Source organism: Actinocatenispora rupis (assembly GCF_016861975.1).
Classification (GTDB): Bacteria; Actinomycetota; Actinomycetes; order Mycobacteriales; family Micromonosporaceae; genus Actinocatenispora; species Actinocatenispora rupis.
In genome coordinates, this window is sequence record NZ_BOMB01000032.1 from 119249 (window position 1) to 146098 (window position 26850).

The 26850-nt window shown below is 73.7% G+C and carries 29 protein-coding genes and 2 pseudogenes; 16 read left to right on the top strand and 15 right to left on the bottom strand.

Annotated features, from left to right (window positions below; translation table 11 throughout):
* Positions 1-85 precede the first annotated feature (85 nt).
* Both Aru02nite_RS27545 and Aru02nite_RS27550 read right to left on the bottom strand, forming a co-directional pair.
* Positions 86-517, bottom strand: a complete 432-nt coding sequence (locus Aru02nite_RS27545; RefSeq protein WP_203662508.1) for an RrF2 family transcriptional regulator — start codon at positions 515-517, stop codon at positions 86-88.
* Between the two features lie 179 nt (positions 518-696).
* Positions 697-999 (bottom strand): CPBP family glutamic-type intramembrane protease, encoded by a 303-nt coding sequence (locus tag Aru02nite_RS27550; protein WP_203662509.1) that lies wholly within the window; start codon positions 997-999, stop codon positions 697-699.
* A 95-nt stretch (positions 1000-1094) separates the two neighbouring features.
* On the opposite strand from Aru02nite_RS27550, the pseudogene Aru02nite_RS37635 reads away from it, so the two are divergent.
* Positions 1095-1346, top strand: a pseudogene (locus Aru02nite_RS37635) (TetR family transcriptional regulator C-terminal domain-containing protein); the annotation flags it as partial.
* Positions 1347-1389: 43 nt separating this feature from the next.
* Here the strand turns inward: Aru02nite_RS37635 and Aru02nite_RS27560 are convergent.
* From Aru02nite_RS27560 to Aru02nite_RS27575, 4 genes are all read right to left on the bottom strand, one after another.
* Positions 1390-4116 (bottom strand): cation-translocating P-type ATPase, encoded by a 2727-nt coding sequence (locus Aru02nite_RS27560; RefSeq protein WP_203662510.1) that lies wholly within the window; start codon positions 4114-4116, stop codon positions 1390-1392.
* Between the two features lie 50 nt (positions 4117-4166).
* Positions 4167-4589 (bottom strand): ester cyclase, encoded by a 423-nt coding sequence (locus Aru02nite_RS27565; RefSeq protein WP_203662511.1) that lies wholly within the window; start codon positions 4587-4589, stop codon positions 4167-4169.
* A gap of 10 nt (positions 4590-4599) precedes the next feature.
* Entirely contained in the window at positions 4600-4941 is a 342-nt protein-coding gene (locus tag Aru02nite_RS27570) for an SHOCT domain-containing protein (protein ID WP_203662512.1), read from the bottom strand.
* 161 nt (positions 4942-5102) lie between these two features.
* Positions 5103-5540, bottom strand: a complete 438-nt coding sequence (locus Aru02nite_RS27575) for a MarR family winged helix-turn-helix transcriptional regulator (RefSeq protein ID WP_239076991.1) — start codon at positions 5538-5540, stop codon at positions 5103-5105.
* A gap of 46 nt (positions 5541-5586) precedes the next feature.
* Here Aru02nite_RS27575 and Aru02nite_RS27580 point away from each other — a divergent pair, with 46 nt between their 5' ends.
* On the top strand, positions 5587-6429 hold the full coding sequence (locus tag Aru02nite_RS27580; protein WP_203662513.1) for an alpha/beta fold hydrolase: 843 nt from the start codon (positions 5587-5589) through the stop codon (positions 6427-6429).
* A 176-nt stretch (positions 6430-6605) separates the two neighbouring features.
* Here the strand turns inward: Aru02nite_RS27580 and Aru02nite_RS27585 are convergent, their stop codons facing one another.
* On the bottom strand, positions 6606-6959 hold the full coding sequence (locus tag Aru02nite_RS27585; RefSeq protein WP_203662515.1) for a DUF952 domain-containing protein: 354 nt from the start codon (positions 6957-6959) through the stop codon (positions 6606-6608).
* A 108-nt stretch (positions 6960-7067) separates the two neighbouring features.
* On the opposite strand from Aru02nite_RS27585, the gene Aru02nite_RS27590 reads away from it, so the two are divergent.
* Complete coding sequence (locus Aru02nite_RS27590) at positions 7068-7742, top strand: Type 1 glutamine amidotransferase-like domain-containing protein (protein ID WP_203662517.1); 675 nt, start codon at positions 7068-7070, stop codon at positions 7740-7742.
* Between the two features lie 11 nt (positions 7743-7753).
* Here Aru02nite_RS27590 and Aru02nite_RS27595 read toward each other — a convergent pair whose 3' ends face one another.
* Positions 7754-8596, bottom strand: a complete 843-nt coding sequence (locus Aru02nite_RS27595; protein WP_203662519.1) for an alpha/beta fold hydrolase — start codon at positions 8594-8596, stop codon at positions 7754-7756.
* Positions 8597-8839: 243 nt separating this feature from the next.
* On the opposite strand from Aru02nite_RS27595, the gene Aru02nite_RS27600 reads away from it, so the two are divergent.
* Both Aru02nite_RS27600 and Aru02nite_RS27605 read left to right on the top strand, forming a co-directional pair.
* Entirely contained in the window at positions 8840-8977 is a 138-nt protein-coding gene (locus Aru02nite_RS27600; protein ID WP_203662520.1) for a hypothetical protein, read from the top strand.
* Between the two features lie 43 nt (positions 8978-9020).
* Positions 9021-9782, top strand: coding sequence for a PIG-L deacetylase family protein (locus Aru02nite_RS27605; protein WP_203662521.1), 762 nt, complete (start codon positions 9021-9023; stop codon positions 9780-9782).
* 94 nt (positions 9783-9876) lie between these two features.
* On the opposite strand, the gene Aru02nite_RS27610 is transcribed toward Aru02nite_RS27605, so the two are convergent.
* Complete coding sequence (locus Aru02nite_RS27610; protein WP_203662522.1) at positions 9877-12195, bottom strand: FtsX-like permease family protein; 2319 nt, start codon at positions 12193-12195, stop codon at positions 9877-9879.
* Positions 12192-12890: an ABC transporter ATP-binding protein gene (locus tag Aru02nite_RS27615; RefSeq protein WP_203662523.1), complete on the bottom strand. Its 699-nt coding sequence runs from the start codon at positions 12888-12890 to the stop codon at positions 12192-12194. The genes Aru02nite_RS27610 and Aru02nite_RS27615 overlap by 4 nt, the downstream gene beginning before the upstream one ends.
* A gap of 181 nt (positions 12891-13071) precedes the next feature.
* Between Aru02nite_RS27615 and Aru02nite_RS27620 the strand changes: the two genes are divergently transcribed.
* The 7 genes and pseudogenes from Aru02nite_RS27620 to Aru02nite_RS27645 all read left to right on the top strand — a co-directional run bounded on the left by Aru02nite_RS27620 (position 13072) and on the right by Aru02nite_RS27645 (position 16710).
* Complete coding sequence (locus tag Aru02nite_RS27620; protein ID WP_373324993.1) at positions 13072-13845, top strand: sensor histidine kinase; 774 nt, start codon at positions 13072-13074, stop codon at positions 13843-13845.
* Positions 13842-14504, top strand: coding sequence for a response regulator (locus Aru02nite_RS27625; RefSeq protein ID WP_203662524.1), 663 nt, complete (start codon positions 13842-13844; stop codon positions 14502-14504). Before Aru02nite_RS27620 ends, Aru02nite_RS27625 begins: the two co-directional genes overlap by 4 nt.
* Positions 14505-14582: 78 nt before the next feature.
* A pseudogene (locus Aru02nite_RS36935) lies at positions 14583-14705 on the top strand (DivIVA domain-containing protein); the annotation flags it as partial.
* Complete coding sequence (locus tag Aru02nite_RS36940) at positions 14679-14990, top strand: DivIVA domain-containing protein (RefSeq protein ID WP_345710170.1); 312 nt, start codon at positions 14679-14681, stop codon at positions 14988-14990. The pseudogene Aru02nite_RS36935 and the gene Aru02nite_RS36940, both read left to right, overlap by 27 nt.
* 22 nt (positions 14991-15012) lie before the next feature.
* Positions 15013-15990, top strand: a complete 978-nt coding sequence (locus tag Aru02nite_RS27635; protein ID WP_203662526.1) for a glycoside hydrolase family 18 protein — start codon at positions 15013-15015, stop codon at positions 15988-15990.
* An 85-nt stretch (positions 15991-16075) separates the two neighbouring features.
* Positions 16076-16366, top strand: a complete 291-nt coding sequence (locus Aru02nite_RS27640; protein WP_203662535.1) for a YbaB/EbfC family nucleoid-associated protein — start codon at positions 16076-16078, stop codon at positions 16364-16366.
* Positions 16363-16710: a YbaB/EbfC family nucleoid-associated protein gene (locus Aru02nite_RS27645; RefSeq protein ID WP_203662537.1), complete on the top strand. Its 348-nt coding sequence runs from the start codon at positions 16363-16365 to the stop codon at positions 16708-16710. The genes Aru02nite_RS27640 and Aru02nite_RS27645 overlap by 4 nt, the downstream gene beginning before the upstream one ends.
* A 273-nt stretch (positions 16711-16983) precedes the next feature.
* On the opposite strand, the gene Aru02nite_RS27650 is transcribed toward Aru02nite_RS27645, so the two are convergent.
* The 5 genes from Aru02nite_RS27650 to Aru02nite_RS27670 form a co-directional block, all read right to left on the bottom strand.
* Complete coding sequence (locus Aru02nite_RS27650; protein WP_203662538.1) at positions 16984-18114, bottom strand: epoxide hydrolase family protein; 1131 nt, start codon at positions 18112-18114, stop codon at positions 16984-16986.
* 559 nt (positions 18115-18673) lie between these two features.
* Positions 18674-19264 (bottom strand): hypothetical protein, encoded by a 591-nt coding sequence (locus tag Aru02nite_RS27655; protein ID WP_203662539.1) that lies wholly within the window; start codon positions 19262-19264, stop codon positions 18674-18676.
* A gap of 58 nt (positions 19265-19322) precedes the next feature.
* A complete protein-coding gene (locus tag Aru02nite_RS27660; RefSeq protein ID WP_203662540.1) occupies positions 19323-19727 on the bottom strand; it encodes an FtsX-like permease family protein in 405 nt (134 codons plus the stop codon).
* A gap of 30 nt (positions 19728-19757) precedes the next feature.
* Positions 19758-20552 (bottom strand): acetoacetate decarboxylase family protein, encoded by a 795-nt coding sequence (locus tag Aru02nite_RS27665; protein ID WP_203662541.1) that lies wholly within the window; start codon positions 20550-20552, stop codon positions 19758-19760.
* Positions 20549-21562, bottom strand: a complete 1014-nt coding sequence (locus Aru02nite_RS27670; RefSeq protein ID WP_203662542.1) for an Lrp/AsnC family transcriptional regulator — start codon at positions 21560-21562, stop codon at positions 20549-20551. Before Aru02nite_RS27670 ends, Aru02nite_RS27665 begins: the two co-directional genes overlap by 4 nt.
* A gap of 166 nt (positions 21563-21728) precedes the next feature.
* On the opposite strand from Aru02nite_RS27670, the gene Aru02nite_RS27675 reads away from it, so the two are divergent.
* From Aru02nite_RS27675 to Aru02nite_RS27690, 4 genes are read left to right on the top strand one after another with little or no spacing between them, the layout of a single operon-like run.
* Positions 21729-23021 carry an MFS transporter gene (locus Aru02nite_RS27675; protein ID WP_203662544.1) on the top strand — a complete coding sequence of 431 codons (1293 nt, stop codon included), beginning with the start codon at positions 21729-21731 and terminating at the stop codon, positions 23019-23021.
* Positions 23018-24118, top strand: coding sequence for a dipeptidase (locus Aru02nite_RS27680; RefSeq protein ID WP_203662546.1), 1101 nt, complete (start codon positions 23018-23020; stop codon positions 24116-24118). The genes Aru02nite_RS27675 and Aru02nite_RS27680 overlap by 4 nt, the downstream gene beginning before the upstream one ends.
* The gene (locus tag Aru02nite_RS27685) at positions 24115-25299 is read left to right on the top strand and encodes an amidohydrolase (protein WP_203662548.1); all 1185 of its coding nucleotides are present in this window, start codon (positions 24115-24117) and stop codon (positions 25297-25299) included. Before Aru02nite_RS27680 ends, Aru02nite_RS27685 begins: the two co-directional genes overlap by 4 nt.
* Complete coding sequence (locus Aru02nite_RS27690) at positions 25296-26570, top strand: amidohydrolase (RefSeq protein WP_203662549.1); 1275 nt, start codon at positions 25296-25298, stop codon at positions 26568-26570. Before Aru02nite_RS27685 ends, Aru02nite_RS27690 begins: the two co-directional genes overlap by 4 nt.
* Positions 26571-26850 lie beyond the last annotated feature (280 nt).

Consider the following 26850-nt stretch of genomic DNA (forward strand, 5'->3'; position numbering starts at 1 on the left):
CTGTAACTATTGGTGTTGCAGATTGGTCCGGAAGAAGCGGAGGGCACGTCGCCCTCCGCCAGTACGCCTCCGTCCGGCGCGCCCCTCAGGCGCGCTCCCGTTCCAGTACCCGGGCCAGCATGGTCGCGATCGTGGTCCGTGCCAACCGATCCAGCATGGCCCGCTCCGCCTGCTCGAACTCCTCGTCGAGCACGGCGTGCATGTTGCGCCCGACGACGCACATCTCGCTCGGCGGGTGCGCGTACCCGGGCAGCACCGGACCCTCCTCCACCGCGAGGTACGCGTCGCGCAGGCTGATCCGGCGCGCCGGCCGCGCCAGCCGCCACCCTCCCCCGTGCCCCTCGACCGAGACGACCAGCCCGGCGTCGCGCAGCTGCCCGAGCAGTCGCCGGACCGCGACCGGGTTGCTGCTGAGGCTGTCGGCGATCTCGCCGGACGACTGCAACTGACCGTCGCCGCTGCGCGCGAGCAGCGTGAGCGCGTGGATCGCCACCGTGCACCGGCTGCTCAACCGCACCACCACGCACCTCCGACCCCACGCCGATACTGCAACCAAACTAGTTACAGCTGACCCGACGTGTCAACCGTCCCCCGCGATACCGGAGCGCGATGCGCTGCCGCGCAACGGTTTCCGCCAGACGACGGCGTTCCGGGTACGCCGCCGGAACCGGTCCGGTGGACGCCGCCCAAACAGGATCAGGTGGTGAGCAGGGCGGCGGTGAGGACGACGCCGAGGTCGCCGGCGACGTGGATCGGCAGGTTCCAGGCGACGCCGCGGACCCGTACCATCGCCGCCGCGCACACCAGACCGAACACCACCGTGTACCCGACGCCGACGACGCCTCCCGGGTTGCCGGTGAGGTGCCCGAGCCCGAACACCACCGACCCGAGGAGTACGGCCGGGACGGTCGCGGTGACACCGCGGAGCGCCGCGGCCGTCGCGTGCCGGTACAGGAACTCCTCGGCGGCGGCGTTGACCAGCGCGCCGAGCAGGAACACGGGCAGCCACCCGAGTACGTGCGGCAGCCGGTCCAGCGGCGGCGCGGGCGGCAGGAACGCGAACAGCGCGAGTACCGCGGCGATGGCGAGCGGGCCAGCAGGACCCGCACCTGCACCAGCGCCGGCAGCAGGTCGACGCGCTCATCCGCGACGTCGTCGACTCGGTCGTACGGCGGCTGCGCGCGCTCGGCCGGCTGGCCGCGCACCGTACGCCGAGGACGGAGGCCGCCCGGCTGCACGCGCTGCTCGACGGGCTGGTCGTGCAACTGCTCGCCGCGCCGCCGACCGTCAGCCCCGCCCAGGCCCGCCGGCTGCTGCGCCTGCACCTCGACGACCTCGCCCGCTGACCCGCCGATCCCTTGTACCGCAAGGAATCAGCGCACGGCAGCGTCAGGGCCGCGCGGTACGGGCGGTGCGGCGCGCGACGGCCTTGCCGGTCTCCCACAGCATCAGCAACGCCAGCGGCGGTACCAACGCCCACATGAACTGCATCGCGTCGAGCCGAACCGTACCGAGCAGGTGCCGGAACGCGTCGAGCTGGGTGACGAGCACGGCCAGCACGAACTCGCCGAGCAGCGCCCAGTTCATGTACCGGCTGTTGAAGGTGTCGGGCGTCAGCGCGCTGTCGGTCTCGCTGCGGCACTCGACGGCGGCCACCAGCAGGCACAGCGCGAACGCGGTGAGCGCGATGGAGCTGCCGACCTCGACGCTGCCGTACCGGAGGCGGCCGACGGTGATCATCGACAGCAGGCCGACCGTGACGGCGAGGCCGACCAGGCCCGCGGTGAGCATCACGCCGGTCGTGAGTACCGACTCGCCGCGGGGCCGGGGGCGGCGCGCCATCAGGCCGGGGCTCTCCCGGTCGAAGCCGAGCGCGAAGCCGAACGGCGCGTTGACGACGAAGTGGATCCACAGCACCTGCGCCGGGGTGAACGGTTCGCCGGCCGCGATGTTCAGCAGCGTCGCGCCCAGGAACGTCAGCACGAACACCACCAGCAGGATCAACACGAACCGGATGTACTTGGTGAGGTTGTCGTAGATCTTCCGGCCCTGCCGTACGGCGAACACGATGGTGGCGAAGTTGTCGTCGGACAGGATCATCCGGCCAGCGTTCTTCGCCACCTCCGTACCGGTGCCCATGGCGACACCGATGTCGGCGGACTTGATCGCCGGCGCGTCGTTCACGCCGTCGCCGGTCATCGCCACCACGTGTCCCTTGCGCTTCAACGTTTCCGCGAGCAGTACCTTGTGCTCCGGGGTGACGCGGCCGACGACGCCGATGCCGTCGATGTGCGCGAGTCGTTCGGTGTCGGACAGGGCGGCGAAGTCGGTGCCCAGGATCGCCTCACCGGGAATGCCGACCTGCTTGGCGATCGCGGCGCCGGTCGTGACGTCGTCGCCGGTGACCATCCGGACCCGGATGTGCGCGGCGTGCGCGTCGGCCACCGCGGCACGCGACTCGGCGCGCGGCGGGTCCACCATGCCGACGAGGCTGGTGATCCGCAGCCCGCTGACGTAGCCGAGCAGGTCGCCGTTCGGGTCGAACCGCGACGGGTCGATGTCGCGGGTGGCGGCGGCCATGACGCGCTGCCCGGCGGCGGCCATGCGCTCCAGGTTGCGCTGGGCACGGTCGGCGAGGTCGGCGTCCCACGCGATGCTGCGGCCACCCGACAACGCCGTCGCCGTACGGGCCATCACGGCGGGCGCGGCGCCCTTCACGAAGCAGCGCACCACCCGGCGCCCGATCCCGTCGACGGCCTCGTTGAACGTCGCCATCAGCTTGTACGCCGGGTCGAACGGCAGCACCGCGACCCGGGGCAGCGCCGTACGGGTGGCCTCGACGTCGATGCCGGCCTTGTGCCCGAGTACGAGCAGGGCCGCCTCGGTCGGGTCGCCGACCACCTGACCGTCGGCGAGCCGCGCGTCGTTGGCCACCAGGTACGGCAGGACCGCGTCCTCGATCGTCGCCGTGGACCCCGCCGCGTGCTGGACACCCCCGTCGAGCGAGTACCCCTCCCCCGAGACCGTGTACCGGTCGGTCGGGTCGAGTACCTCCACGACCGTCATCTGGTTCATGGTGAGGGTGCCGGTCTTGTCGGCGTTGATGGCGGAGGTGAAGCCGAGCGTCTCGACGGACGGCAAGTCCTTGACGATGGCGTTCCTGCCGGCGAGTTCGACGCCGCCGAGCGACAGGATCGTCTGGGTCACCGTGGGCAGCGCCTCCGGGATGGCGGCGATCGCCAGCGCCACCGCGCTGATGAACAGCGTGTCCCACGCCTCGCCGCGGCTGCGCCCGAGTACGAACATCACGATCATCGTGAGGCCGGCGGCGGCGGCGATCCACAGCGTGAGCCGGTTGAGTTCGCGCGTCAGCGGCGTCTGTTCGGGCACGGTCGTGGACAGCATCCCGGAGATACGGCCGAGTTCGGTACTGGCGCCGGTCGCGGTGACGATCATGACGCCGCTGCCGCGGGTGACGGGCGTGTTGATGAACGCCATGTTCGTCTGGTCCCCGGGTACCAGGCGCTCGCCGAACAGCGCGCCGACCTCCTTGGCGACCGGCGCGCTCTCGCCGGTGAGCGACGACTCGTCGATCTCCAGCGCGTGCGCCGCGACGACCCGCCCGTCGGCCGGTACCTGGTCGCCGGCGGCGATCAGCACGACGTCGCCGACGACGAGCTGGTCCGCGGGGACCTCCCGGTCGGTACCGCCGCGGCGGACCCGGGCGGTCGTGCGGGTCATCGACCGGAGCGCGTTCATGGCGCTCTCGGCCTTGCCCTCCTGCCGCAGCCCGACCAGCGCGTTGAGTACGGTCAGCGCGAACAGCAGCGCGGCGGTGCCCCACTGGGTGATCAGCAGCGACACGACCGCCGCGGCGAGCAGGATGACCTGCATGTAGCTGCGGTACTGGTCGAGGAACCGGCGCCAGCGCGGCGTCGGCTCCTCCTCGGGCAGCGCGTTCGGGCCGTTCGCGTCGAGCAGTTCGGCGGCACGCTCGGGCGGCAGCCCCACGTTCACGTCCACGCCGAACGCGTCGGCCACCTCGGCCGGCAGCCGCGCGTACCACTCGCCGGCCTGGGCCGGGTGACCCGGCCGTACGACGTGTTCGGCGACCATCCCGCCACCTCCGATCGACCGGTACGCACCGTCGACGGTGCGGCGCGCGGTCACGACGCCGGGAGCAGCCCCAGACCCTCCAGCAGGTCGGCTTCGTCCCAGTACTGCCGGAACTCGGCGATCCGGGGGCCGGTGAACACGGCGACGGTGATGCCGCGCAACGTGATGCGCCGACCGGTCGGCTCCAGTACGTCGTCGTCGATGCGCAGCGGCCCGGTGTGCGTCAGCTCCAGCCGCCACTCGCCGAACACCCGGCCGTCGGCGCCGACGGTGGCGTCCACCGACAGCGCCACGTCCGAGAACGCGGCGACCCGGTCGGCCAGCTCGGCGACCAGCTCGGCACGCGACCGTACGGTCATCGCCGGCGACCAGCCGACGACGTCCTCGGTGAAGACGTCCGCCGCGCCCGCCGTCTCGCCGCTGACGGCCATCTCCAGTGCCCGGGTCAGGGTCTTGACCCTGTCTTCGTCCATCGGTGCCCCCTCAACCGCCGAGTACCTGTGCCTTGGCCGCGGCGAACTCCTCGTCCGTGAGCGCGCCGGACTGGTGCAGGCTGACCAGCCGTTCCAGTTCGGTCGTCGGCCCGCCCGCCGCCTGCGGCGCCTGCTGGTACTGCGGCTGCTGGTACTGCTGCTCCGGCGGCGGCTGCTGGTACTGCGGCGGCGGCTGCTGGTACTGCGGCGGCGGCTGGTACTGCTGCTGCTGGTAGGCGGCGGCCTGATCCTCCGCGGCGCGGCGTTTGCCGGCGTGGTAAGCGATTCCGGCGGTGGCGGCCCCCGCCGCGACGCGCATCAGCGGACGGCGTGGCCTCATGAGCAGTCCCATCGGTACCTCCCGGGAGGAATCGGCTCGCCTCGCCAGAGTCCCGCATCGGCCGCCGCCGCGACTCACCCTCGGGGGGTGAGCACGCCGCCGCCGCGGGACGCCCCGACCCTCCGGAGATGTCCGACAGACCGCCCCTCCCGGTACGAACCGGCCGACGCGCGTCAGTCCGGATCCGCGGCGGCGACCGTACCGAGCAGGAAGCGGTGGATCGCGTCGCGTTCGGCCGGGGTGAAGGTGCGCAGCAGGTCGACGATGCGGCCGATGAGCGGACCGAACGCGGCCTCGCCCAGCGCCACCGCCCGCTCGTCCACCACGATCCGTACCCGGCGGCGGTCGTGCGGGTCGCGTTCGCGCCGCACGTACCCGAGGCGGACGAGGCGGTCGACGACGCCGGTGGTGCCCGCGGAGTTGAGGCCGAGGCGGGCGCCGAGCCGGCCGGCGGTGGCGGGCTCGCCGGCGCGTTCGGCGTCGAGCAGGCAGATCAGTGCGCGGACGTCGGTGGGGTGCATCCCGTTGGCGGCCGCGAACTCCGCGCTGCGCAGCCCGAACTGCACGGCCACCTCGCGCAGCAGGTGGACGGTCGACATCTCCGACGGCACGGCGACCCCTCGTCAATTATCTCGCTGAGCGAGATATTATCGCGCCATGTCCACGTTCCTCGACGCGTACGACACGGTCCTCGCCCGGTGGCCGGACGCCAGCACCCGCGACGTCCGCACGCCGTACGGGACGACCCGCGTCACCAGCGTGGGCGCCACCGACGCACCCCCGCTGGTACTCCTGCCCGGCGGCGGCGCCACCTCGATGGTGTGGCAGCGCACCGCACCCGCCCTCGCCCGTACGCACCGGGTGCACGCCGTCGACCTCGTCGGCGAACCCGGCCGCAGCGTCCCCGGCGACCGCCCGGTGCGTACCGCCGGCGACGCGTGCGGGTGGCTCGACGCGCTGCTCGACGGGCTCCACGTCACCGGCACCGCCCTCGCCGGCCACTCGTACGGCGGCGGCATCGCCCTCCGGTACGCGCTGCACGCCGGCGACCGGGTGCACACGCTCGCGCTGGTCGACCCGACCGGATGCTTCGCCGGCTACCGGCCCGCGTACCTCGCGCACGCGCTTCCGTTGCTGCTACGCCCAACCCCGGCCCGCGTCGCCGCGCTGCACGACTGGGAGACCCGCGGCGCCGCCGTCGACCCCGACTGGCGCCGGCTGCGCGACCTCGCCGTCACCGAGCCGACCGCCCGACCCGTCCGGATACGCCGGCCCACGGCCGACGAGCTGCGCGGGCTGGCCGCCCGTACCCTCGTCGTGCTCGCCGCCGACAGCCGGGTGCACGACAGCCGCGCGGTCGCGGACACCGTCGCCCGGCTGCTGCCCGCGGCCCGCGTCACCGTCCTGCCGGGTGCCACCCACCACTCCCTCCCCCAGGTACCGGCCGAGCCGCTCGTCGCCGCCCTCGCCGACTTCCTGACCACCCCGGACCCCGCCTGACGGCGCGAACCCGCGGGCCCGTTCGTGCGTCGGCGAGCCGCAGGACGGGACCCGTCGCCGAAGTCGGTACGACGCAGTGGAGCGCAGACCGGCGGTGGACGGCGCCTGCGCGGTACCGGGCTGGCCGCGACGCACGCGGCGGAGGACGTGACAACCGTTGCGGTGAAAGGGATCCGTCAGGTCGTCAACCGAACGGCCCGGCCCGCGTCGTCCCACTCGATCCGGAGCACCCGGGCCACCGCCGTACGGTCGATCGGTCCGTACAGGTGCGGGAACGGCACGTCGGCGGCGACGCCGGGCGGCGGTACCGGATCGGCGCGTTCCCACTCGACCCGCCCGGCGAGTCCGCGCTCGTCCAGGAGCAGGACGACCAGGTCCGGTTCGGCGCGGTAGAAGGCGTTGACGACGGCCACCGTGGTCGCCTCGTCCGGCGAGCAGTGCACGAAGCCCTCCTCGGCGAGCGACGCCGGCGCGTACGGCCGGTCGGGTGCGGACTGCCAGGCGGCACGCGGCGCGACGTGGTAGATCATGGCCCTGTTATGCCACATCCCCGCGTCGGGTGACCCGCGCGATGAGTTTCGCGGCGCTCCCCGGTCTGTCCAGCACCGACCTTCACCGCACCAGTACCGGGAGGAATCGTGCGGCTGCTTCTCACCTCGGCGGGCGTCCGGAACGCGCGCATCCACGACGCCCTGCTCGCCCTGCTCGGCCGGCCGGTCGCCGACTGCACCGCCCTCTGCATCCCCACCGCCATGTACGGCCATCCGTACGCCGGACCCGGCGAGAACGCGTGGCGCTTCGTCAGCGGCCGGTCCGAGCAGCCGATGACCGAACTGGGCTGGAAGTCCGTGGGGCTGCTGGAACTCACCGCCCTGCCCAGCATCGACGCCGACCGCTGGATCCCCCTGGTACGCGAGGCCGACGTACTGCTGGTGTCCGGCGGCGACGCGCTGTACCTGTACCACTGGATGCGCGAGTCCGGCTTCGTGGACCTGCTGCCGTCGCTGACCGACACGGTGTACGTCGGGATGAGCGCGGGCAGCATGGTGACGACCCCGCGGATCGGCGCGGACTTCGTCGGCTGGCGACCGCCCGCCGGTGGCGACGACAGCACCCTCGGCCTCGTCGACTTCTCGATCTTCCCGCACCTCGATCACGAGATGCTGCCGGAGAACACCATGGCCGACGCCGAACGGTGGGCGGCCGGCATCAAGGGCCCGTCGTACGCGATCGACGACGAGACCGCCATCACCGTCGTCGACGGTACGGTCGAGGTCGTGTCCGACGGGCACTGGCGGCACTTCCCCGGCTGACGCGCCGGGCGTCAGTCCGCGAAGAACGACCGCAGCGCGGCGGCGACCCGGGCGGGGTCGCCGTCGTCGTCCGGCCCGGAGTGGCCGAGCCGGTCGAACGTCACGCGCCGGTGGCGCGGCAGGACGGCGGCCAGTTCGTCCAGCGCCGTCCTCAGGTACCCGGGGCTTCTGCCGCCGCCCAGCAACAGGACGTCGGCGTCGAGCGCCGCGTACTCGGCAACGGTGTCGGCGAGTTCGGCGACCAGCCGCATGTCGTGCGGCAGCGTGGGGATCAGCTCGGCCACCGGTACGTCCGCGCGACCGGTGGCCTGGAGCCGGGATCCCACCGACATCAGCGGCACCAGCACGGACCGCGGAACCCGGGCGAACAGCGGCTCGGTGCCCATCCCCCGAAGCGCCGTCGCCAACGCCGCCGCCGTACGTCCCGCGCCGAGTTCCCGCTCGTACCGGGGGAGCCAGGCGACGGGCGCCGAGCCGCGTACCGACAGCGGCGGTTCGTAGAGGGCGATCCTCGTCAGCTGCGGCGTGCACATCGCCGTGCGCAGGGAGACGAGCGCGCCGCCGCTCAGCCCGAAGACCCGCGTCGCGCCGCTCGCCGCCACCACCGCGCGCAGGTCCTCCACCTCCTGCCGTATCCCGTGCTCCGGCCCGTACGGTCCGCTGAGCCCGCGGCCGCGCCGGTCCGGCACGTACACCTCGTACTCGTCGGCGAGGGTCGCGGCGAGCGCGGCGAGGTTCTGCGCCGCCTGCATGGCACCGTGCAGCAGGATCAGCGCGGGTCCGTGCCCCAGCCGGCGGTAACCCACCACGGTGCCGTCCGCCGACTCGACGCGCCCGGTCTCGAATGCCGTCATGGGCCCACGGTGGCAGCCGACGCTGACGCCGCGCGCACAGCTCGCTGAGCCGCCGCCCGCAGCCACCGACCGCCCAGTGCCGTACCCGACGCCGGCTGCTGCAGCGGGCGCGTCGACCTGCCCCGCCGCGCCATCGCCACCACGCCGTACTGGGCGACCAGCCGCACGGGGCGTGACGCGGGCCGATGAGTTCCCGCGCGCCACCTCGTCTGTCCTGGTACACGCCACGGACGGGAGCTGGGCATGGCGAGGTACATCGAGGTGGCCGGGCGACGCGGGTGGCACCAGGTGTCCGGCGCGGGCGAGCCGGTCCTGCTGCTGCACGGCGGCTTCGTCGGCGCGTCCTCGTTCGTCGCGCAGGTCCCCGCGTTCACCGGCTGACCGGGCCCCACCGACGGGCCCGGACACGGAAAGGATGGCCGGCATGACCCTGCCCGCCCTGCCCGACGAGTCCTTCCAGCGCGTACTCTGCGTCGTCGCGCATCCCGACGACATGGAGTACGGCGCGTCCGCGGCGGTCGCCCGGTGGACCGCCCGCGGGATCGACGTCGGCTACCTGCTGCTCACCCGCGGCGAGGCCGGCATGCCGACCCCACCGGAGGAGACGGCCCGGCTGCGCGTCGCCGAACAGCGGGACGCGTGCGCCGCCGTCGGCGTCACGTACCTGACCGTCCTGGACCATCCGGACGGCGTCCTGCTCTACGGCCTCGACCTGCGCCGGGACATCTGCCGGGAGATCCGGCGGTTCAAGCCCGACGTCGTACTCGGCTCCGGCCACGAGATCGACACCCCGTACGGCTTCGACCAGGCCGACCACCGCGCGGCCGGGCTCGCGACGCTCGACGCGGTACGCGACGCGGGCAACCGGTGGGTCTTCCCGGACCAGATCGACGACGAGGGTCTCGAACCGCACTCCGTACGCTGGCTGGTCGTCCCCGGGATGCCCGGCGCCGGCGTGACCCACGGCGTCGAGGTCACCGGTGAGCCGCTTCGCCGCGGCATCGCCTCGCTCCAGGCGCACGCCGCCTACCTCGCCGCGCTCCCGGACCACCCCGCGCCCGACGCCATCATCCCGGCGTTCACCAGGATGTGCGGCCGGGCCATGGGCGTCGAGCACGCCGTCCTGTTCCGCGCGCGCGACCTGCAGGCGCCGCCGGACTTCGGCAGCGACCCGGCCCAGGACTGACAGCGGCCCGGTCGAACCGACCGGTACCGCACCCGGCAACGCCGACCACCGCGCCGCCCGGCCCCGTTCGCGGTGACAGGGCCGGGCGGACGCTTCACTCGCTGCGGAGTACCGGGGCGGTCGACATGCGACCGGCGCGGGCGGCGGGCAGCAGCGCACCGAGTACGCCGATCACCGGCCCGGCCAGGCACAGCAGGACCAGTAGGACCGGCCGGTACACGGTGACGAAGTGGGCCGGCATGCCCGTCTCGATCAGGTCACCGGTGAGCGCGAGTACCCGGTGGTGGGACAGGACGCCGAGCGGGATGCCGAGCAGTCCGCCGATCGCGCCCAGCGCGCCCATGGACACCACCACCATCGCCACGACCTGCCGCGGCGTCATCCCGATGGACTTGAGGATGCCGAGGTCGCGGGCCCGTTCGCGGGTGTCGAGGACCGCGGTGTTGAGGACGCCGAGCGCGGCGGAGACGCACAGGAGCACGGTGAAGGCCAGGAACAGCCCGTCGAACACCGGGGCCGAGTCGGCGCCGGCCGGACTGACGGGTGTCAGCGCGGAACCGAAGGCCCGGCGCAGCGACGCCTGGTACGTGTCCGGGTCGGTGCCGGGCGCCAGCGCGATACTGTACTCCAGTGGCTCGCCCGAGCCGCGCGGCGCGTGGACGGCGCCGCCGGCCTGCGCCGGCTCGCCGCCGAGCGCGGTGGCGGTCGCCCAGCCCACGGTGATGCCGTTGCTGTCGGCGTCGAACACGGTGCCGACGATGCGTACCGGGACGCGCCGGCCGCCGCCGGTCAGCTGGAGCGTGTCGCCGAGCCGGTGGTGCCGTACCCGCAGGAACGCCTCCGACACCACCACCTCGTCGGCGCCGGCGAACCAGCGACCCCGCGACAGCAGGCTGCGGTACACCACCGCCGAGTCGCCGCGGTAGGCGACGATGTGCATCTCCGCGGCGATACCCACCAGGTGTGCCGGGAAGTGCGTCGAGCCCGCCAGCGCGGCCGTGCCGGGCAGGGCACGCAGCCGAGCCTCGACCTGTGCCCGCGTCAGGTCACCGGACTGTACGACGATCGGCAGCGCGTCGCCGTTCATCGCGGAGGTGATCCGGGTGACCGAGTCGTGCAGCCCGGTACTCAACGTCACGGTCAGCGCGCCGAGCACCACCGTGACCAGCGTCAGCGCAGTACGGGCGGGGCGGGCGAACGGCAGGCTCAGCCCCAGCCCGACCGGGGTGGGCAGCGACCGGGCCGCCAGGAAGCGCTGTACGCGGCGGAACCGGCCGGCCCGAGCGCCGGCGAGCGGGCTGATCGCGCGCGCCGCCGGCAGCCGCCCGGCCCGCAGCGACGGCACCAGCGCCGTACCGACGACGGCCGCCAGTACGGTGACGGCGGCGAGCAGGGCGGTCGACGCGTCGACCGCCGGCAGGGCGGGCAGCCCGAGGTCCGCACCGAGCGTCCGGACCGCCAGCGTGCCGAGCACGCTGCCGACGGCATCGCCGACCAGGCAGCCGACCACGGCGGGGATCGCGACCATGCCGACGTACACGGCGGTGCTCTGTACCGGGGTGAAGCCGATCGCCTTCATCACGCCGATCGTGCGTACGCCGGCGACGACGGCGCCGCTGACGACGTTGAGGATGATGATCAGCGCGACCACCGCGGCGAGCGCCCCGAACACCGTCACGAACGGCAGGATCTGGTCGAACTGTTTCTGGAAGTCCTGCCGCACCGCAAGGTAGTTCTCGCTGCCGAGCAGCGCGCCGGACGGCAGGCCCGCGCGTACCCGCGCCAGGTCGGCCTGCAACGCCGTGGCGTCACCGGCGTCGGCGAACCGGTACAGCATCTGGACGCCGGTGGTGGGGTAGGCGGCGACCTGGGCCGGCGTCACCCAGGCGCTGGCCGTACCGGTCGCCGACGACGCCACGCCGACGACGGTGAGGGTTGGCAGCCCCTGCCCGGTCAGAGTCTGGCCGACCGCGTCACGCCCGGCGTCGGCGCCGACGACGACCTCGCCCGCGGACCGCGCCCAGCGGCCGGCCCGCAGGGTCAGCGTGTCCACCGGCCCGCCCGGCGAGGCCCGGCCGACCAGTACGGTGCCCTCCGGCAGGCGGGTACGCGCGCCGCTCATCGGCCTCGGCAGCGTCGCCGTGTGGTACGGGCCGGCGGCGGCGGTGACGCCCGCGGTCGTCCGCGTGGCACGAAGGCGCGCGTCGGTCACCGTCGTCGGGTCGTACGTGGCGGTGAGGTGCGCACCGTGGGCCGCCGCGAACGCCTGCTCGAACGGCCGGTGCGAGGCCGACAGCAACCCCAGCGCGAACACCAGCGTCAGCGCCGCCATGCCGACCACGACACCGACCACGACGGTCTGCAGCCTGCGCCGGCGTACGGCGGCGCGGCAGGCCACCCACACGGCGCTCACGCCCGGCTCCGGTCGAGGGCCCGCTCGCGGACGATGCGACCGTCGACGAGTTCCACCGAACGGCTCGCGCAATGGTCGGCGAGCCGCTGGTCGTGCGTGACCATCAGCAGCGTCTGGCCGATCTGGTTGAGGTCCAGCAGCAGGTCCATCACCTGCTCGCCGTTGCGGGTGTCCAGCGCGCCGGTCGGCTCGTCGGCCAGCAGCAGCGCCGGCCGGTTCATCAACGCCCGCGCCACCCCGACCCGTTGCCGTTCCCCACCGCTGAGCACCGCCGGGTACGCGCGGGCCCGGTCGGCGACGCCCAGCTCGTCCAGCAGGTCGAGGGCCCGTACCCGGGCCTTCTTCGCCGACGTACCGATCAGGCGGGCGGACAGCGCGACGTTCTCCAGTACGGGGAGGTCGTCGAGGAGGTTGAAGAACTGGAACACCATGCCGATGCGGCGCCGCCGGTACCGGGCGAGCGCGCCCTCGCTCATGGTGTCGAGCTTCTCGCCCAGGACCGTCACCGATCCCGCGGACGCGCGGTCCAGCCCGGCCACCATGTTGAGCAGCGTGGACTTGCCGCTCCCCGAGGGGCCCATGACGGCCACCGCCTCGCCGGCGAGGATGTCGAGGCTGACCCCGTCCAGCGCGGCGGTGTCCCCGAACTCCCTGCGTACGTCGTCCAGCCGGACGACGGGATCCTCGTTCACCATGCGCCGACCGTATGGAGCGGCGTCGGCTGGCCGCATCGCTCGCCGGGCCGAACATCGGCGCCGGCTCATCCCGGCGACGGAGGACGTTCATCCCGGCGACGGAGGTGGGGCCTGGGTGACCCGCTGACATAATGGCGCGGTGAACGTGGTCTCCGCGACGATCGCGCTCCCGGTCTGGGCGCTGGTGCCGATCGCGGCGGCCGTCGTCGTACCGGTGGTGCTCGCGCTGCGGCTGCGCCGGACGCTCGCGCACCGGGACGGGCAGCGCGCCTGGCAGGTGGAACGCGAGCTGGCGGGCGCCGCCGACGACGCCGTGCGTACCGAGCGCGAACGGATCGCGCGCGAGCTGCACGACATCATCGGCCACACGGTGAGCGTGATGGTCGTCCAGGCCGGCAGCGCGCGGTCCGGCGCCACCGACGACGGGGAGCTGACCGCCGCGCTGCGGGCCGTGGAGGACAGCGGCCGCGAGGCGATGACCGAGCTGCGCCACATGCTCGCGCTGCTTGCCCCGGCCCCCGACGGTACGGACGCCGAACTCGCCCCGCAGCCCGGCTTGAGCCGCCTCTCCACGCTGATCGACCGGATGGCGTTCGCGGGACTGCCGGTCGACGTGACCATCGGCGGCGAGCCACGGCCGCTGCCGCCCGGCATCGACGTCACCGCGTACCGGGTCGTGCAGGAGGCGCTGACCAACGCGCTCAAGCACGCCGCCCCGGACACCCGCGCCGAGGTCGAGGTCCGCTACACCGAGCGGAACCTGCGGCTGGAGGTCCTGACGACCGGGCCGAGCCTCCTCGCCGGTACCGGACGAGCACCCGCGTCCGCCGGCGACGGTCGCGGCCTGACCGGGCTGCGCGAACGGGTCCGCGTGTACGGTGGGGACCTGTACGCGGGGCGCCGGCTCGGCGGCGGCTACCGGGTGCGTACCAGGATCCCGTTGGAGCGGCCGTGACCGGGCCGCGGGTGCTGATCGCCGACGACCAGGCGCTGCTGCGTTCCGGGTTCCGGATGATCCTCGACCGCGCCGGCGTCGACGTCGTCGGTGAGGCGGCGGACGGCAACGAGGCGATCGCCTCGGCGGCCCGGCTGCGGCCCGACGTCGTCCTGATGGACATCCGGATGCCCGAGCTGGACGGGCTCGCCGCCACCCGGCGCGTCCTCGCCGCCGATCCCGCCTGCCGGGTGCTGATCCTCACGACCTTCGACCTCGACCGCTACGTGTACGAGGCGCTCGCCTCCGGCGCCAGCGGCTTCCTGCTCAAGGACGTCACCCCGGAACACCTCGTCGCCTCCGTACGGCTGGTGCTGACCGGCGACGCGCTGCTCGCCCCGGCCATCACCCGCCGCCTGGTCGAGCGCTTCGCCGGCACCGCCACGACCCCGCACCCGTTGGTACACAAGGATCTGGCCGCGCTCACGCCCCGGGAGCTCGACGTGCTCCGGTTGCTGGGCCGCGGGCTGTCCAACACCGAACTGGCCGGCGCCCTGCACCTGACCGAGGCGACCGTGAAGACGCACGTGGCGCACATCTTCGCCAAGCTCGGCCTGCGGGATCGCGCCCAGGCCGTCGTCGCCGCGTACGAGACGAGGCTGGTCTCCCCCGCCGAGTGACCCGCCCGCAGGTCGGTGCGCGTCACGGCCGGGCGTGTCCGTACTGTGACGGGGAGTGCCCTGGGGAGAGGAGAGCCGATGCGGGGACACCTGACCGGGCGGGACGTGCGGGACGTGGTCTTCCGCAAGCCGCCGATCGGCAACCGCGGGTACGACGAGGGCGAGGTCGACGCGCTGCTCGACCGGGTCAGCGACGCGCTGGAGGCGTGGGCGGGCGGACTGCCGGCCCGGCTGACCGCCGTCGAGGTACGCGACGCGACGCTGCCGACGGCGCCGATCGGCCGGCGCGGGTACCGGACGACGGAGGTGGACGACTTCCTGGACCGGGCGGTCGCGACGCTCGCCCGCTGGGAGGGCGTCGATCCGGCCGCGCTCGGCGACGGCCGCGGGGGCGCGGATGCGCGCAGTGGCACCGATCGCGGCTCCGAGGCGACACCGGGACTGGTGGAGCGACCGCGCGGGTTCTGGCGCCGCCTGTTCCGCTGAGCGCACGGTAGCGTGCACGGCCATGACGATCCTCCGTCCGGTCGCGGCGGTACTCGGTGCGGTGCTGGCGCTCGCCGCCGGGTGTTGGCTCGCCCTGGTCACCGGCAGCGTCGGTACTCCCGGCGCGGCACGCAGTACCGGTCATGACGCCGAATGGCTCGGGCACGCGTGGGTGGACGGGCGGAGGGGCCCGAGCGACGTGGCGGCCCTCGCCCGGCAACTGCGCGGCACCAGCATCCGGGACGTCATGGTCCACGCCGGACCGTACGCCGACGACGGCACGCTGGATCCCGCGCTGCGGCCCAGGGCGCGCTGGCTGGTCGGCGCGCTGCACCGGGCCCTGCCGGGAGTACGGGTGCAGGCGTGGCTCGGCGACCTCGTCCGCCCGGGGTACCTGGACCTCGGCTCGGCCCGTACCCGGGGGCGGGTGCTCGCCGGTGACCGGGCCGTTCTGGCCGACGGGTTCGACGGGATCCACTACGACTTCGAACCGGTGGCCGACGGCGACCCCGACTACCTCACGATGCTCGACGCGACGCGGCGGTTGACCCGGTCACGGCACGTCCTGCTGTCGGTGTCGGCCAGCCACCTCCAGCCCGCCCCCGGCGTCGCGATGCTGGCCGCCGCGCTACCGAGCCACCCCGGCCTCTGGTCCGGCGGGTACCTGCACCGCGTCGCGACCCGCGTCGACCAGGTCGCGCTCATGGCGTACGACTCGGCGCTGTGGACCCAGCACACCTACACCGGGTACGTGCGGCAGCAGACCGTGACGGCGCTGCGCTCGGTACCGCCGGACGTGGCGCTGCTGATCGGCACGCCGGCGTACCACGACGAGAACGGCACCCACCACTGGCGGGCGGAGACGGTCGCCGCCTCGCTGCGCGGCATCCGGCTCGCACTCGGCGACCGCACGCCGCGCCGCAACTTCGGCGTCGCCCTGTACGTCGACTTCGCCGCCAGCGCCGCCGACTGGGCCAGCTTCCGCCGCGACTGGGCCTGACCGCGCAGCCCGCCCCGGCGTCGCACCCACCCGATACGGTCGGACGTCCGCGTCCCGATCGGCGCGCGGCGGAGGGAGTCAGACCATGGCTTTCAGTACGGAGGAGCAGCGCGCGGCGCTCGCCGCGGCCCAGGCCCGGCTCGCGGAGGTCACCGGCGTACTGTCCGCGCCGACCGAGCACGCCGGCACCGACCCGGACGGGCTCGCCCGCGCCACGGTGGACGGCAGCGGGCAGGTCACGGGCGTCGAGTTCGCCCCGGCCGTGCAACAGATCCCGGCCGAGTACGTGGCGGCGGCCGTCGTCGCCGCGCTCGACGCCGCCGAGGCGCAGCGGGTCGACGCGATCACCGGGCAGCTGGGAGGCACGACGCGATGACCGACCTGGAGGACCGTCTCCGCGCCCTGTCCCCCGTCGTACGACAGGCGCTGGAGCACTACCGGACGCGTGCCACCGAGCTGGGCGGCGACACGGTCGAGACCGAGTCCGCGGACGGCACCGTACGGGTCACGGCCACGCTGCACGGCCGCATCGTCGACGTCCGGCTCGTCCCGCACAGCACCACCCGCATCGACCGGTTCACGCTGGCCGAGCTGGTCGCCGACACCTGCCGGGAAGCCCAGCGCCAGGCCCGCTCCCGCTACCACGAGGAGCTTGCCGCGATCCTGCCCCCGGAGTACACGGAGTACCAACGGCTGATGGAGTCGGTCGTCCGGGCCTGACGCCGGGCGATGCGCTGGCCCGGCCCGCTGGCTGCGCTCCGCCCTCGCCACGTGCGCCGGGTGGCTCCGGTACCAGCCGGCCCGCCCGCGTTGCCGTGCCGCACGGTGCTCGTCCGCCACTCGGTGCGGCCCGCCCGCGTCGCGGAAGTACCCGACGGTGATGCCGAGACCGTCGGGCGGCTGCGTGCGGGCCATCCCCAGGTGCCCGGGGATGGCCCGCGTCGAACAATCTTCCCCGCCGGCGGACGCGCTGCCCGCCCGCCGGCCGTGCCGTCACAGGGAAGCGAAGAACGTACGGATGTCGGCGACGAGGGTGTCGGTCGCCTCGTGTGCCGCGTAGTGGCCGGCGGCGTCGCGGGGACCACCGGCGGGCAGCCCGGCATCGTACGAGTGCCAGCTGACGATGGTGTGGTCCCGCTCGGCGAACCGCCGTACGGACTGGAAGTCGCCGGCGAACATGGCCAGCCCGGTCGGCACCGTACTCCGCGCGGACCGGTGCCCGTCGCGCGCGTTGTCGTAGTAGAAGCGGATGGCGGAGCCGGCGGTGCCGGTGAGCCAGTAGATCGCGACGTTCGCGATGACGAACTCCTCGTCGAGGCTCTCGCCGAGCAGCTGCGCGTTCCAGGCGAGCAGCCCGACCGGCGAGTCGGCCAGCGCGTACGCGAGGGTGCTGGGTTGCTGGCTGTGCAGCACGTTGAACGAGAACATCGTGTCCATGAACCACTGGAGCTTGCCCAGCGCCGCCTGGTCCTCGGCGCTGAGGTCGACCATCTCGGCCGGGTCGCCGGACGGGAACGAGAACAGCTGCGTGACGTGCACACCGATCACGCGGTCCGGCGCGAGCTGGCCGATCACCGGCGAGATCATCGAACCGGCGTCGTTGCCGACCGCGCCGTAGCGCTCGTACCCGAGGCGGTGCATCAGCTCGATCCAGGCGCGGGCGGTGCGGGTGGTGTTCCATCCGGTGCTGCGGGTCGGGCCGGAGAAACCGAACCCGGGCAGCGACGGCACGACCAGGTGGTACGCGGGGTCGCCGGCCGCGGGCTCGGTCAGCGGCGTGACGAGGTCGAGGAACTCGACGATCGAGCCGGGCCAGCCGTGCGTGAGGATCAGCGGCGTCGCGTCCGGTCGCGGCGATCGTACGTGCAGGAAGTGGATGTCCTCGCCGTCGATCTCGGTGACGAACTGCGGGTAGCTGTTGAGCCGCGCCTCGAACGCGCGCCAGTCGAACTCCGTCAGCCAGTACTCGGCCAGGCGGCGCACCCGCCCGGTGGTCATCCCGTACTCGGGGCCGACGCCGGGCGTCTCGGCGGGCCACACCGTACGGCGGAGGCGGTCGGCGAGGTCGTCGAGCTTCTCCTGCCCGATCTCGACACGGTACGGGCGGATGTCGGTGGTGGCCATCGCTGATCTCCTCGCGGAACGGAATGGTTCGTTCCCGTTTACCATAGCAGACCGGAACGATCCGTTCCACTCTTGCGTCGAGCGAGGTTGGTGCCGTGGCGACCCACGACGACCTGCCGGCGGAACCGACCGCCCAACGGCTGCGGCGCTGGCCGCCGTCCGACGCCGAGAAGTACCGCGGGTCGTGGCTGGAACGGGATCCCCGGGCGCTCCGCCGGACCGACGCGCAGGGCCGGCCGACCGTCGACGATCCGCTGCCGCGGCGCCCGGCCTCGGCCCGCGATCGACCGAACGACACGACACCGCCGACCGGGTACTGCGGCTCACCGTCGGTCAGGCGTCGTACGACGAGCCGGAGTTGGCGCGGCGCGCGCACGGCCGCGGGAGGCTAGGCCGGCCTTCGTCGACGCCGCGGCCCGGACCGGGCGCGCCGACGGGAGTGGAACGCGGCGTCGTTCCGGGTTCTCGACAGGCTCGGCTCCCAGCGCAGCGACCGCAGCACCGAGATTGCGGAGCGCGGCGACTCCGGCTCGCTCGACCGAACCTATGCAGACACGCCCTACTCCACCCACCACCAGCCGTCGCCGAGGTACCGGACCGGGTGGCCCATGTCGCCGGGGGCGGTGACGATCGAGGTGTCCCGGCCGGGCGTGGTGGGAAAGTACGCGAAGCCGCCGCCGTTCTCGCCGCGCCAGTCCCGCCACGCCGGGAGGTACAGCGCGTCGCCGGTGCGATGCGCCTGCCCGTCGATCGACAGGTACCGCAGCCGTGGTGGCAGGAGGGCGTCGGGCGGCAACGCGCCGGCCCGGTGCCGCGCGGCAAGGTGCGCCAGTCCCCCGCGCTGCAACCGGAACTGGCTGTCGGCGTACGCGCGCGGCCAGTCCGTCGTCGCCACCGCGCACCCGAGTACGAGGGTGGCGACGACGCAGCCGATGGCCCGCCAGCGTCGGCGACGGCGTACGAGCAGGGCGGCGACGGCCACCGATGCCCCGACCGCCCACACCCAGCAGCCGGCCAGTATTGGCCAGCCCGCGAGCGGCAGCCGGCCGACCAGCGGCAGTGTGGCGTACGAGCAGGCCGTCAGGGCCGGCCAGCCGACCACCGCAACGCCCACCACCGCGCCCCGACGTACGCCATCAGCGACTGCCACGACGACATTCTGCCGCGCGGAACCCGGCCCGCCCATTGCAGTCGCGGCCAACCGTCGGTCAGGTCTCGGCCATGGCGGAGACGATCGGTGCGCGTGCCGCCCGCCGGGCCGGCAGTACGGCCGCGAGGGCGGCGAGCAGTGCGGCGAGCGCGGCGTACCCGAGGAGCTGGCCGACGGGGACGGTGACCGTGGCGTCGATGTCGGTGAACAGCACGCTGCTGACGACCGCGCCGTACGTGAGGCCGAAGCCGATGCCGACGACGGCGGCGACCAGACCCATCAGTAGCGCCTCGGTGAGGAGCGTGGCGCGAAGCTGGCCGCGGGTGAGGCCGAGCGCCCGGACGGTGGCCGACTCGCGGGTGCGTTCGAGTACCGAGAGGGTGAGGGTGTTCGCGATGCCGATCAGCGCGATCAGCACGGCGACCGCGAGCAGGCCGGCGACCACGGCGATCAGCTGGGACACCGAGGTGGTGATCCGGGCGCGCCACGACGGTCAGCCGGCGGGGCGGCCGAGGGTGGGGATCGCGGTGACCTCGTCGAGGTACGTCCCGTAGCCGACGTGCAACGCGGTACTGCCGTACGCGGCGGTGCGGGTGGACCGGACGGGCAGCAGGTGCAGCGGGTCGGCGGCGGATTCGGCGAGCGTCACGGTGGCGTCAACGCCGCGTACGTCGGCCTGGTCGGTGAACGTGAACGGGATCCGTACCAGGCGGTTGACGTCGAAGCCGACGCCGGTCGCGCTGGGGATGAGCTTGAGCGTGTACTGGGTGGCGAACCAGTCCGGTACGAGCGGGTCGGTCGGCCCGCCGAGGGTGCCGGCGACGCGGACGACCGGCGTCCCGCGGGTGGTGGTGATGCCCGCCGACACCTCGTCGTCCACTGTGGACAGATCCACGTCCAGCGCCTGCTTCTTGGGCAGCCCGAACAGTTCCCGCCCGGTGAAGCCGTGGTTCAGCCCCGCGATGTACGACACCAGCGGGTACGCGCCGGGCTCGTCGCCGCGGGTGCACCGCACGCAGACCCCGCCCTGCGTGTACGGCTCCAGCGAGCCGACGACCTCGCCACCCGCCGAGAACTCCGCCGTACGGAACCGGGCGACCCAGACGAGTACCTCCGGGTCGGGGTCCGGGGTCAGCGGCGGCGGCAGGATCGCGCGGACCACGGCGGGATCGGTGCGGTAGACGACGGTGAGCCAGTCGAGAGTGGCGGTCTCGGTGCCCACCGCGTACAGCGGGGCGAAGGCGGGCATCGCGGTGGCGGACGGGGCGAGCGCGGGTTCGTCGGTCATGCGGACTCCTGGTCGGCGCCGGGCGCGATCTCGCCGGCGCGTTTGACGGTACGCAGTTCGAGGGTGACGTCGATGTCGCGGACACCGGGTTGCGCGCCGAGCACGGTGGTGAGGAAGTCGTACAGCTCGCGGTACGAGGCGACGGCGATCTCCCCGCACAGGTTGTACTCCCCGGTCGTCGCGGCGAGCAGCAGCACCGCGTGGTGATCGGCGAGGGCCGCGCCGACCGTGGTGAGGTGCGCCGGGTCGACGCGGATCCACAGCAGCGCGCGCACCGAGAGCCCGAGTACGGCGGGGTCGACGACGGCCCGCAACCGCAGCAGGCCGCGGCGCATCAGGTCGTCGGCGCGGCGGCGGGCGGTGCGTTCCATCACGCCGGCGCGGGCGGCGACGTCGACCCAGCGCATCCGCCCGTCCGCCTGCAGCGCCCCGAGAATCGCTTCGTCCACATCGGACAGTGGGGTGGTGTCGGGCGGCGGCGGCTCGGCGTGCGACCACAGGTCGGTGCGCGCCGCCCGCAGCGCGGCGATCGCCGTCGCGGGCAGCAGGCCGGCGTCCCAGCCGTGCGCGGTGGCGAAGCGCCGGATCACCACGTGGCTGCTGGTCGCCTGGACGCCGGGCATCCGGGCCAGCTCGCCGAGTACGAGGTCGGCCAGGTGGTCGGTGGAGCCGACGACCATCTCGGTCATGCAGTCGACGGTGCCGGACAGCAGGTGCACGACCCACATCTCGGGCCGGCGCGCGAGCGTACGGGCGACGTCGGGTGCGCGGCCGGACGCGCAGGAGACGCGCAGCAGTACGGGAGTGCCGCGGCCGCTGGCGATGACGTCGAGGGTGCCGAGCACCTTGACCGCCGGCGACGAGACCAGGCGCTGCCCGCGGCGGGCGACCGTCGATTCGGGCATGTCGAGCGCCTGGGCGACAAGCCCCCAGGTTGCTCGGGGATGGACGAGCAGGGCGGCGGCGAGCTGCCGGTCGACCGGGTCCAGCGGGCGATCGTTCTGATCCATCGGAGTGCCGGTTTCTCTCATCACGATGTTCTGAGATGCGTTTTTCAACCTATCGAAGTTTCCATCTAGCGATCTCCGCTCACCCTAGCGCACCATGTCGCGAGATGGGTCCACGTGGCACGGCCGCGTGGACGCCCACTCCCCCCGCATCGCCAGGAGGACTGCCATGGCGGCCGAACTGACCGCGTCCCGTACCCGACGAGTGCCCACCGGCCGGGTGCGCGCCGTCGTCGCCGGGACCATCGGCAACTTCGTCGAGTGGTACGACTGGGCGCTGTACGGGTTCCTGTTCCCGTACTTCGCCGTCGAGCTGTTCCCCGGTACCGCCAGCTCGTCACGGATCTCCGCGCTCGTCGTACTCGCGATCTCGTTCCTGATGCGGCCGGTGGGTGCCGCGATCCTCGGCGCGTACGCGGACCGGCGCGGTCGCAAGGCGGGCCTCACCGCGACGATCCTGCTGATGGGCGGCGCGAGCCTCCTGTTCGCGCTGACCCCCACGTACGGGACGGTCGGCTGGCTGGCGCCGGTACTGGTGGTCCTCGCCCGGCTGGCGCAGGGCATCGCCACGGGCGGCGAGTACGGGTCGTCGTCGGCGTTCCTCGCCGAGTGGGCGAAGCCGGGGCGCCGCGCGTTCACCGCGTCGTTCCAGCAGGTGAGCGTCGGGCTCGGCGCGCTGCTGGCCTCGGCGTCGGTGACCGTGCTCAGCTCGACGCTGGCGGAGCACGCGATGCAGGGCTGGGGGTGGCGGATCCCGTTCCTGTTCGGCGCGGTGGCGGGCCTGGTCGGCCTGTGGCTGCGGGTCGGCGTCTCCGAGCCCGAGGCGTACCGGAAGCTGACGGAGACCGACGGGGTGTCCCGGACCCCGTTGCGGGACATGCTGTCCACGCACCGGAAGGCGGCGCTGCTGCTCGCCGGGCTGTCCCTGTCCGGCTTCGTCACGTACTACATGTGGCTGACCTACCTGCCGGCGTACGCGAACATCACGACCGGGATCGACAAGTCCGCCGCGTCGCTCACGAACACGATCGGGCTCGCGGTCTTCGTGGTACTCCTGCCGTTCGTGGCGTTGCTGTGCGACCGGATCGGCCGCCGCCCCACCCTGCTCGTCTACTCGGTCGGCATGGTGGTGCTGGCGTACCCGCTGCTGCACTCGCTGAACGGCACGTTCCCGAACCTGCTCGTGGTGAGCCTGGTCGGGCTGGTACTCCAGGCGTTCAGCTCGGCCACGCTGACCCCGCTGTACGCGGAGCTGTTCCCCTCGAACGTGCGCACGGTCGGCATCGCCCTGCCGTACGCGCTGTGCGGTGCGCTGTTCGGCGGCACCGCACCGCTCATCATGGAAACGTTCGCCGACCACCACTGGTACGCCGCGGCGCCGGTCTACGTGATCGTCGTGGCGCTGATCGGCACGGTGGTGTTCTGGCGGATGCGCGAGACCAAGGACGTGAACCTGACGTGACCGCACCACCCGTGGTACCACTGGCCACCGACGTCGACCGGGTACCGGCCCACACCCCGCCGCTGTCGGCGGCGCAGCGGGACCGGTCGGCGCGGCTCGCCCGCGACGCCGTGTCCCTGCACGACCATCCGGTACGCCTGCCCGATCCGCTCACGCCGGAGAGCTGGGCGGCGCTCGCCGACTCCGGCCGGCAGTACGTGGGAGACGCGGGACTGGCGCGCTCGGGTCTCGCGGCCGTGTTCGCCAGCAAGCTCGCCGGCGGCACCCTCGACGAGGCGCTGGCGTACGCCGACGCGCTGACCGCGTCGCTCGCCACCGCGCGGCACGCGTACCGGGCGGTGGCGTGGTCGGAGGTGCGGGAGACCGGGACCGCGGTGTTCGCCGCACTGGAGGACCTGGGCCCGGTCGGCACCGACCTGTCCGGCCTGGACACCTTGTACGCCAAGGGTTTCCGCTCCGCGGGGCTGGCGTACAACGCGGGCAGCGCACTGGCGGGCGGGCTCGGCGAGGCCACCGACGGCGGCCTGACCGCGCTGGGCCGCGACGCGGTGCGCCGGATGGCGGAGCTGGGCATGGTCGTCGACGTCGCGCACGTCGGCGACGTGTCCACTGTGGACACCGCCCGGTACGCGACGGGCCCGGTGGTGATCAGTCACGCCGGCGCGCGGGCGGTCTGGCCCACGCCCCGGATGAAGCCGGACGACGTGCTGCGCGCCGTCGCCGACACCGACGGACTGATCGGCATCGAGGCGGCACCGGGCAGTACGCGGAGCCGGCGGGACGGCGGCGGCCACACGCTCGACGACGCCATGCACCACCTGGAGTACTGCGCGGCGCTGGTCGGCGTGCAGCACGTCGCGCTCGGTCCCGACACGTTCTTCGGCGACCACCTCGGCCTGTACGACGCGGCCGGCTGGCCCCGCCCCGCCGTACCGGGCCTGCCCGACCTGGACGCCGAGTACGTGGCGGGCATGGAGAACCCGGGCGAGGCGGTGGGAAACACCGCGGCCTGGCTGGTCGCGCACGGCTGGTCCGACACCGACATCACCGCCGCACTCGGCGGCAACGCCCGGCGCGTCCTGGGGGCGGTGCTGTGAGCGTCGACATGACCGCGGCGTACCGGGCGATCGACGGCGCGCTGGCCGCACACCGCGACGAGCTGACCGCGCTCAGCCTCGACCTGCACGCGCACCCCGAACTCGCGATGGCCGAGCACCGCTCCGCCGGGCTGCTCACCGATATGTTGCGGCGCAACGGTTTCCGCGTCGAGTGCGGGATCGCCGGGCTGCCCACCGCGTTCCGCGCCGAGTACGGGACGGGCACGCCGCGGGTGGCGTTCCTGTGCGAGTACGACGCGCTGCCGGAGATCGGGCACGGCTGCGGGCACAACCTGATCGCCGCCGGCGGCGTCGGCGCCGCGCTTGCGCTGGCCGGTACCGGACTCGCGGGGACCGTCTGCGTCATCGGTACGCCCGGCGAGGAGGGCGCCGGCGGCAAGATCCTCGAACTCGACCGCGGCGTGTTCGACGACGTCGACGCCGCGCTGATGTTCCACCCCGGCGACCGGACGCTGCCGATCCGGCACGCCACCGCGGCGCAGAAGCTCGTCGTCGAGTACCACGGGGTCGCGGCGCACGCCGCGGGCTCCCCCGCCGACGGCCGCAGCGCGCTCGCCGGGCTGATCCAGCTGTTCGTGGCGGTCGACGCGATGCGCCAGTTCGTGCCGGAAACGGTGCGGCTGCACGGGATCATCACGCACGGCGGCACCGCCGCCAACGTCGTCCCCGAGTACGCCCGGGGCGAGTTCCAGGTGCGCGACCTGACCCGCGAGTCGGTCGGCGAACTCGTGTCGCGGTTCCGCGCCGCCGCCCAGGGCACCGCCGCCGCGACCGGCACCACCGTCGAGATCACCCCCGGTCTCCTGTACGCCGAGCGCAAGAACAACCACCCGCTCGCGTTCCGCGTCGCCGACCACCTGCGTACGGCCGGGATCGACGTCGAAACCCCGGTACTGCGCGGCGGCACCGGCTCGTCCGACATCGGCAACGTGAGCCTCGCCCTGCCCACGATCCATCCGTACCTGGCGGTGCTGCCGCGCGGCACCGCCACCCACTCCCGGGAGATGACCCGACTCGTGGCGACCCCCGAGGCGCACGAGGCGACCTGGACGATGGCCGGCGCGCTCGCCCGCACCGGCGCCGACCTGCTCGCCGATGCCGAGTTCCGCGACGCCGTACGCGACGACTTCGTCCAGTGCCCACCGGACTACCCGGCATGACCCCGCCGGACGTCACCCAGCTCCGGCGGACGCTGCACGCCCACCCCGAGGTCGGCTTCACCGAGATCGGTACCGCCGCGACGGTGATCGAGGCGTTGCGCGCCGCCGGCTGCACCGTCCGGTACGGGGCGCCGGTCTGCGACGTGACCGGCCTCACCGGGCTCCCCGACGAACCCGAACTCGCCGCCGCCGCCGATCGGGCCCTGGCCCGCGGCATCGACCCGACGCTGGTCACCGCGCTGTCCGGCGGTACCACCGGGGTCGTGGCGTCGGTGACCGGAAACCTGCCCGGACCGGTCGTGGCGCTGCGGTTCGACCTCGACGCGCTGCCCGTCACCGAGTCGACCGACCCCGCGCACGCACCGGCCGCCGGCGGCTTCGCGTCCACCCGGCCCGGGTACATGCACGCCTGCGGGCACGACGGGCACGTCGCCGTCGGCGTCGCGCTCGGCCAGCGGCTCGCCGCCGACCGCGACTTCCCCGGCGAGGTACGGCTGCTGTTCCAGCCCGCCGAGGAAGGCGTACGCGGGGCCCGCGCGCTCGCCGCCGCCGGCTGCTGCGACGACGTCGACGTCCTCGTCGCCATGCACCTCGGCCTCGGCCTCCCCACCGGTACCGTCGCCGCCGCCGCGGTCGGCATGATGGCCACCGTCAAGCTGCGCGTCGTGTTCACCGGGCGCCCCGCGCACGCCGCGCTCGCACCCGACCAGGGCCGCAACGCCCTGCTCGGCGCCGCCGCGGCCACCCTCGCGCTGCACGGACTCCCACCGGTACCCGGAGTCGTCACCCGACTCAACGTCGGCCGTCTCGTCGCCGGCACCGCCGCCAACGTCGTACCGGCGCGCGCCGAACTCGACATCGAGGTACGTGCCGACACCGAACCCGCACTCGCCGCCCTCACCGAGCGCGTCGCCACCGTACTGGCCGGCGCCGCCGCCATGCACGACCTCACCGTCGAGACCACCGAGACCGGCCGCGCCACCGTCGCCCGGCACGACCCGACCGTCACCGCGGCCGTCACCGCCGCCGCGCAGCGCACCAGCGGCGTCACCACCTGCCGGCCCGAGGCCACGATGACCGCCAGCGACGACGCGACCGTACTCATGGCCGCGGTCCAAGACCACGGCGGCCGCGCCGGCTACCTCCTCGTCGGCGCCGGAAACCCCGCCCCCCACCACCATTCCCGCTTCGACATCGACGAGCGCGCGCTCCCCCTCGCCGTCGACCTCCTCGACCACCTCGTACGCGACGGCAACCTCGCCGCAGAGTGAACCCCCGCGCCACTGCCCGCCGTTGCGTCCTCGCTCGCGGCAGAGGCGTGGTCCCGGCCGGCCGCGGTAGGGCCGCTCCCGACCGGTGCGCCGACGCTTTCGGTTGCTGCGCGGGCGATCCAGGTGCGGTGCCTATCGATTCCGACGGCGTGGCCGCCGCCCGTGCCGACTCCGCTCCATCGGTACGTGACGCGACGGCATGCGTACCGGTCGGGGCAGATCACCGCTCGACCGCCACGTGCCCCGGGGACCGATCTCGCGCCGCAGCCGACGACGCGAG

Coding starts and splice junctions, on each gene's coding strand:
- Aru02nite_RS27560 (WP_203662510.1), bottom strand. CDS start 4,116: ATGGTCGCCGAACACGTCGTACGGCCGGGTCACCCGGCCCAGGCCGGC.
- Aru02nite_RS27565 (WP_203662511.1), bottom strand. CDS start 4,589: ATGGACGAAGACAGGGTCAAGACCCTGACCCGGGCACTGGAGATGGCC.
- Aru02nite_RS27570 (WP_203662512.1), bottom strand. CDS start 4,941: ATGGGACTGCTCATGAGGCCACGCCGTCCGCTGATGCGCGTCGCGGCG.
- Aru02nite_RS27580 (WP_203662513.1), top strand. CDS start 5,587: ATGTCCACGTTCCTCGACGCGTACGACACGGTCCTCGCCCGGTGGCCG.
- Aru02nite_RS27585 (WP_203662515.1), bottom strand. CDS start 6,959: ATGATCTACCACGTCGCGCCGCGTGCCGCCTGGCAGTCCGCACCCGAC.
- Aru02nite_RS27595 (WP_203662519.1), bottom strand. CDS start 8,596: ATGACGGCATTCGAGACCGGGCGCGTCGAGTCGGCGGACGGCACCGTG.
- Aru02nite_RS27600 (WP_203662520.1), top strand. CDS start 8,840: ATGGCGAGGTACATCGAGGTGGCCGGGCGACGCGGGTGGCACCAGGTG.
- Aru02nite_RS27605 (WP_203662521.1), top strand. CDS start 9,021: ATGACCCTGCCCGCCCTGCCCGACGAGTCCTTCCAGCGCGTACTCTGC.
- Aru02nite_RS27615 (WP_203662523.1), bottom strand. CDS start 12,890: ATGGTGAACGAGGATCCCGTCGTCCGGCTGGACGACGTACGCAGGGAG.
- Aru02nite_RS27635 (WP_203662526.1), top strand. CDS start 15,013: ATGACGATCCTCCGTCCGGTCGCGGCGGTACTCGGTGCGGTGCTGGCG.
- Aru02nite_RS27640 (WP_203662535.1), top strand. CDS start 16,076: ATGGCTTTCAGTACGGAGGAGCAGCGCGCGGCGCTCGCCGCGGCCCAG.
- Aru02nite_RS27645 (WP_203662537.1), top strand. CDS start 16,363: ATGACCGACCTGGAGGACCGTCTCCGCGCCCTGTCCCCCGTCGTACGA.
- Aru02nite_RS27650 (WP_203662538.1), bottom strand. CDS start 18,114: ATGGCCACCACCGACATCCGCCCGTACCGTGTCGAGATCGGGCAGGAG.
- Aru02nite_RS27665 (WP_203662541.1), bottom strand. CDS start 20,552: ATGACCGACGAACCCGCGCTCGCCCCGTCCGCCACCGCGATGCCCGCC.
- Aru02nite_RS27670 (WP_203662542.1), bottom strand. CDS start 21,562: ATGGATCAGAACGATCGCCCGCTGGACCCGGTCGACCGGCAGCTCGCC.
- Aru02nite_RS27675 (WP_203662544.1), top strand. CDS start 21,729: ATGGCGGCCGAACTGACCGCGTCCCGTACCCGACGAGTGCCCACCGGC.
- Aru02nite_RS27690 (WP_203662549.1), top strand. CDS start 25,296: ATGACCCCGCCGGACGTCACCCAGCTCCGGCGGACGCTGCACGCCCAC.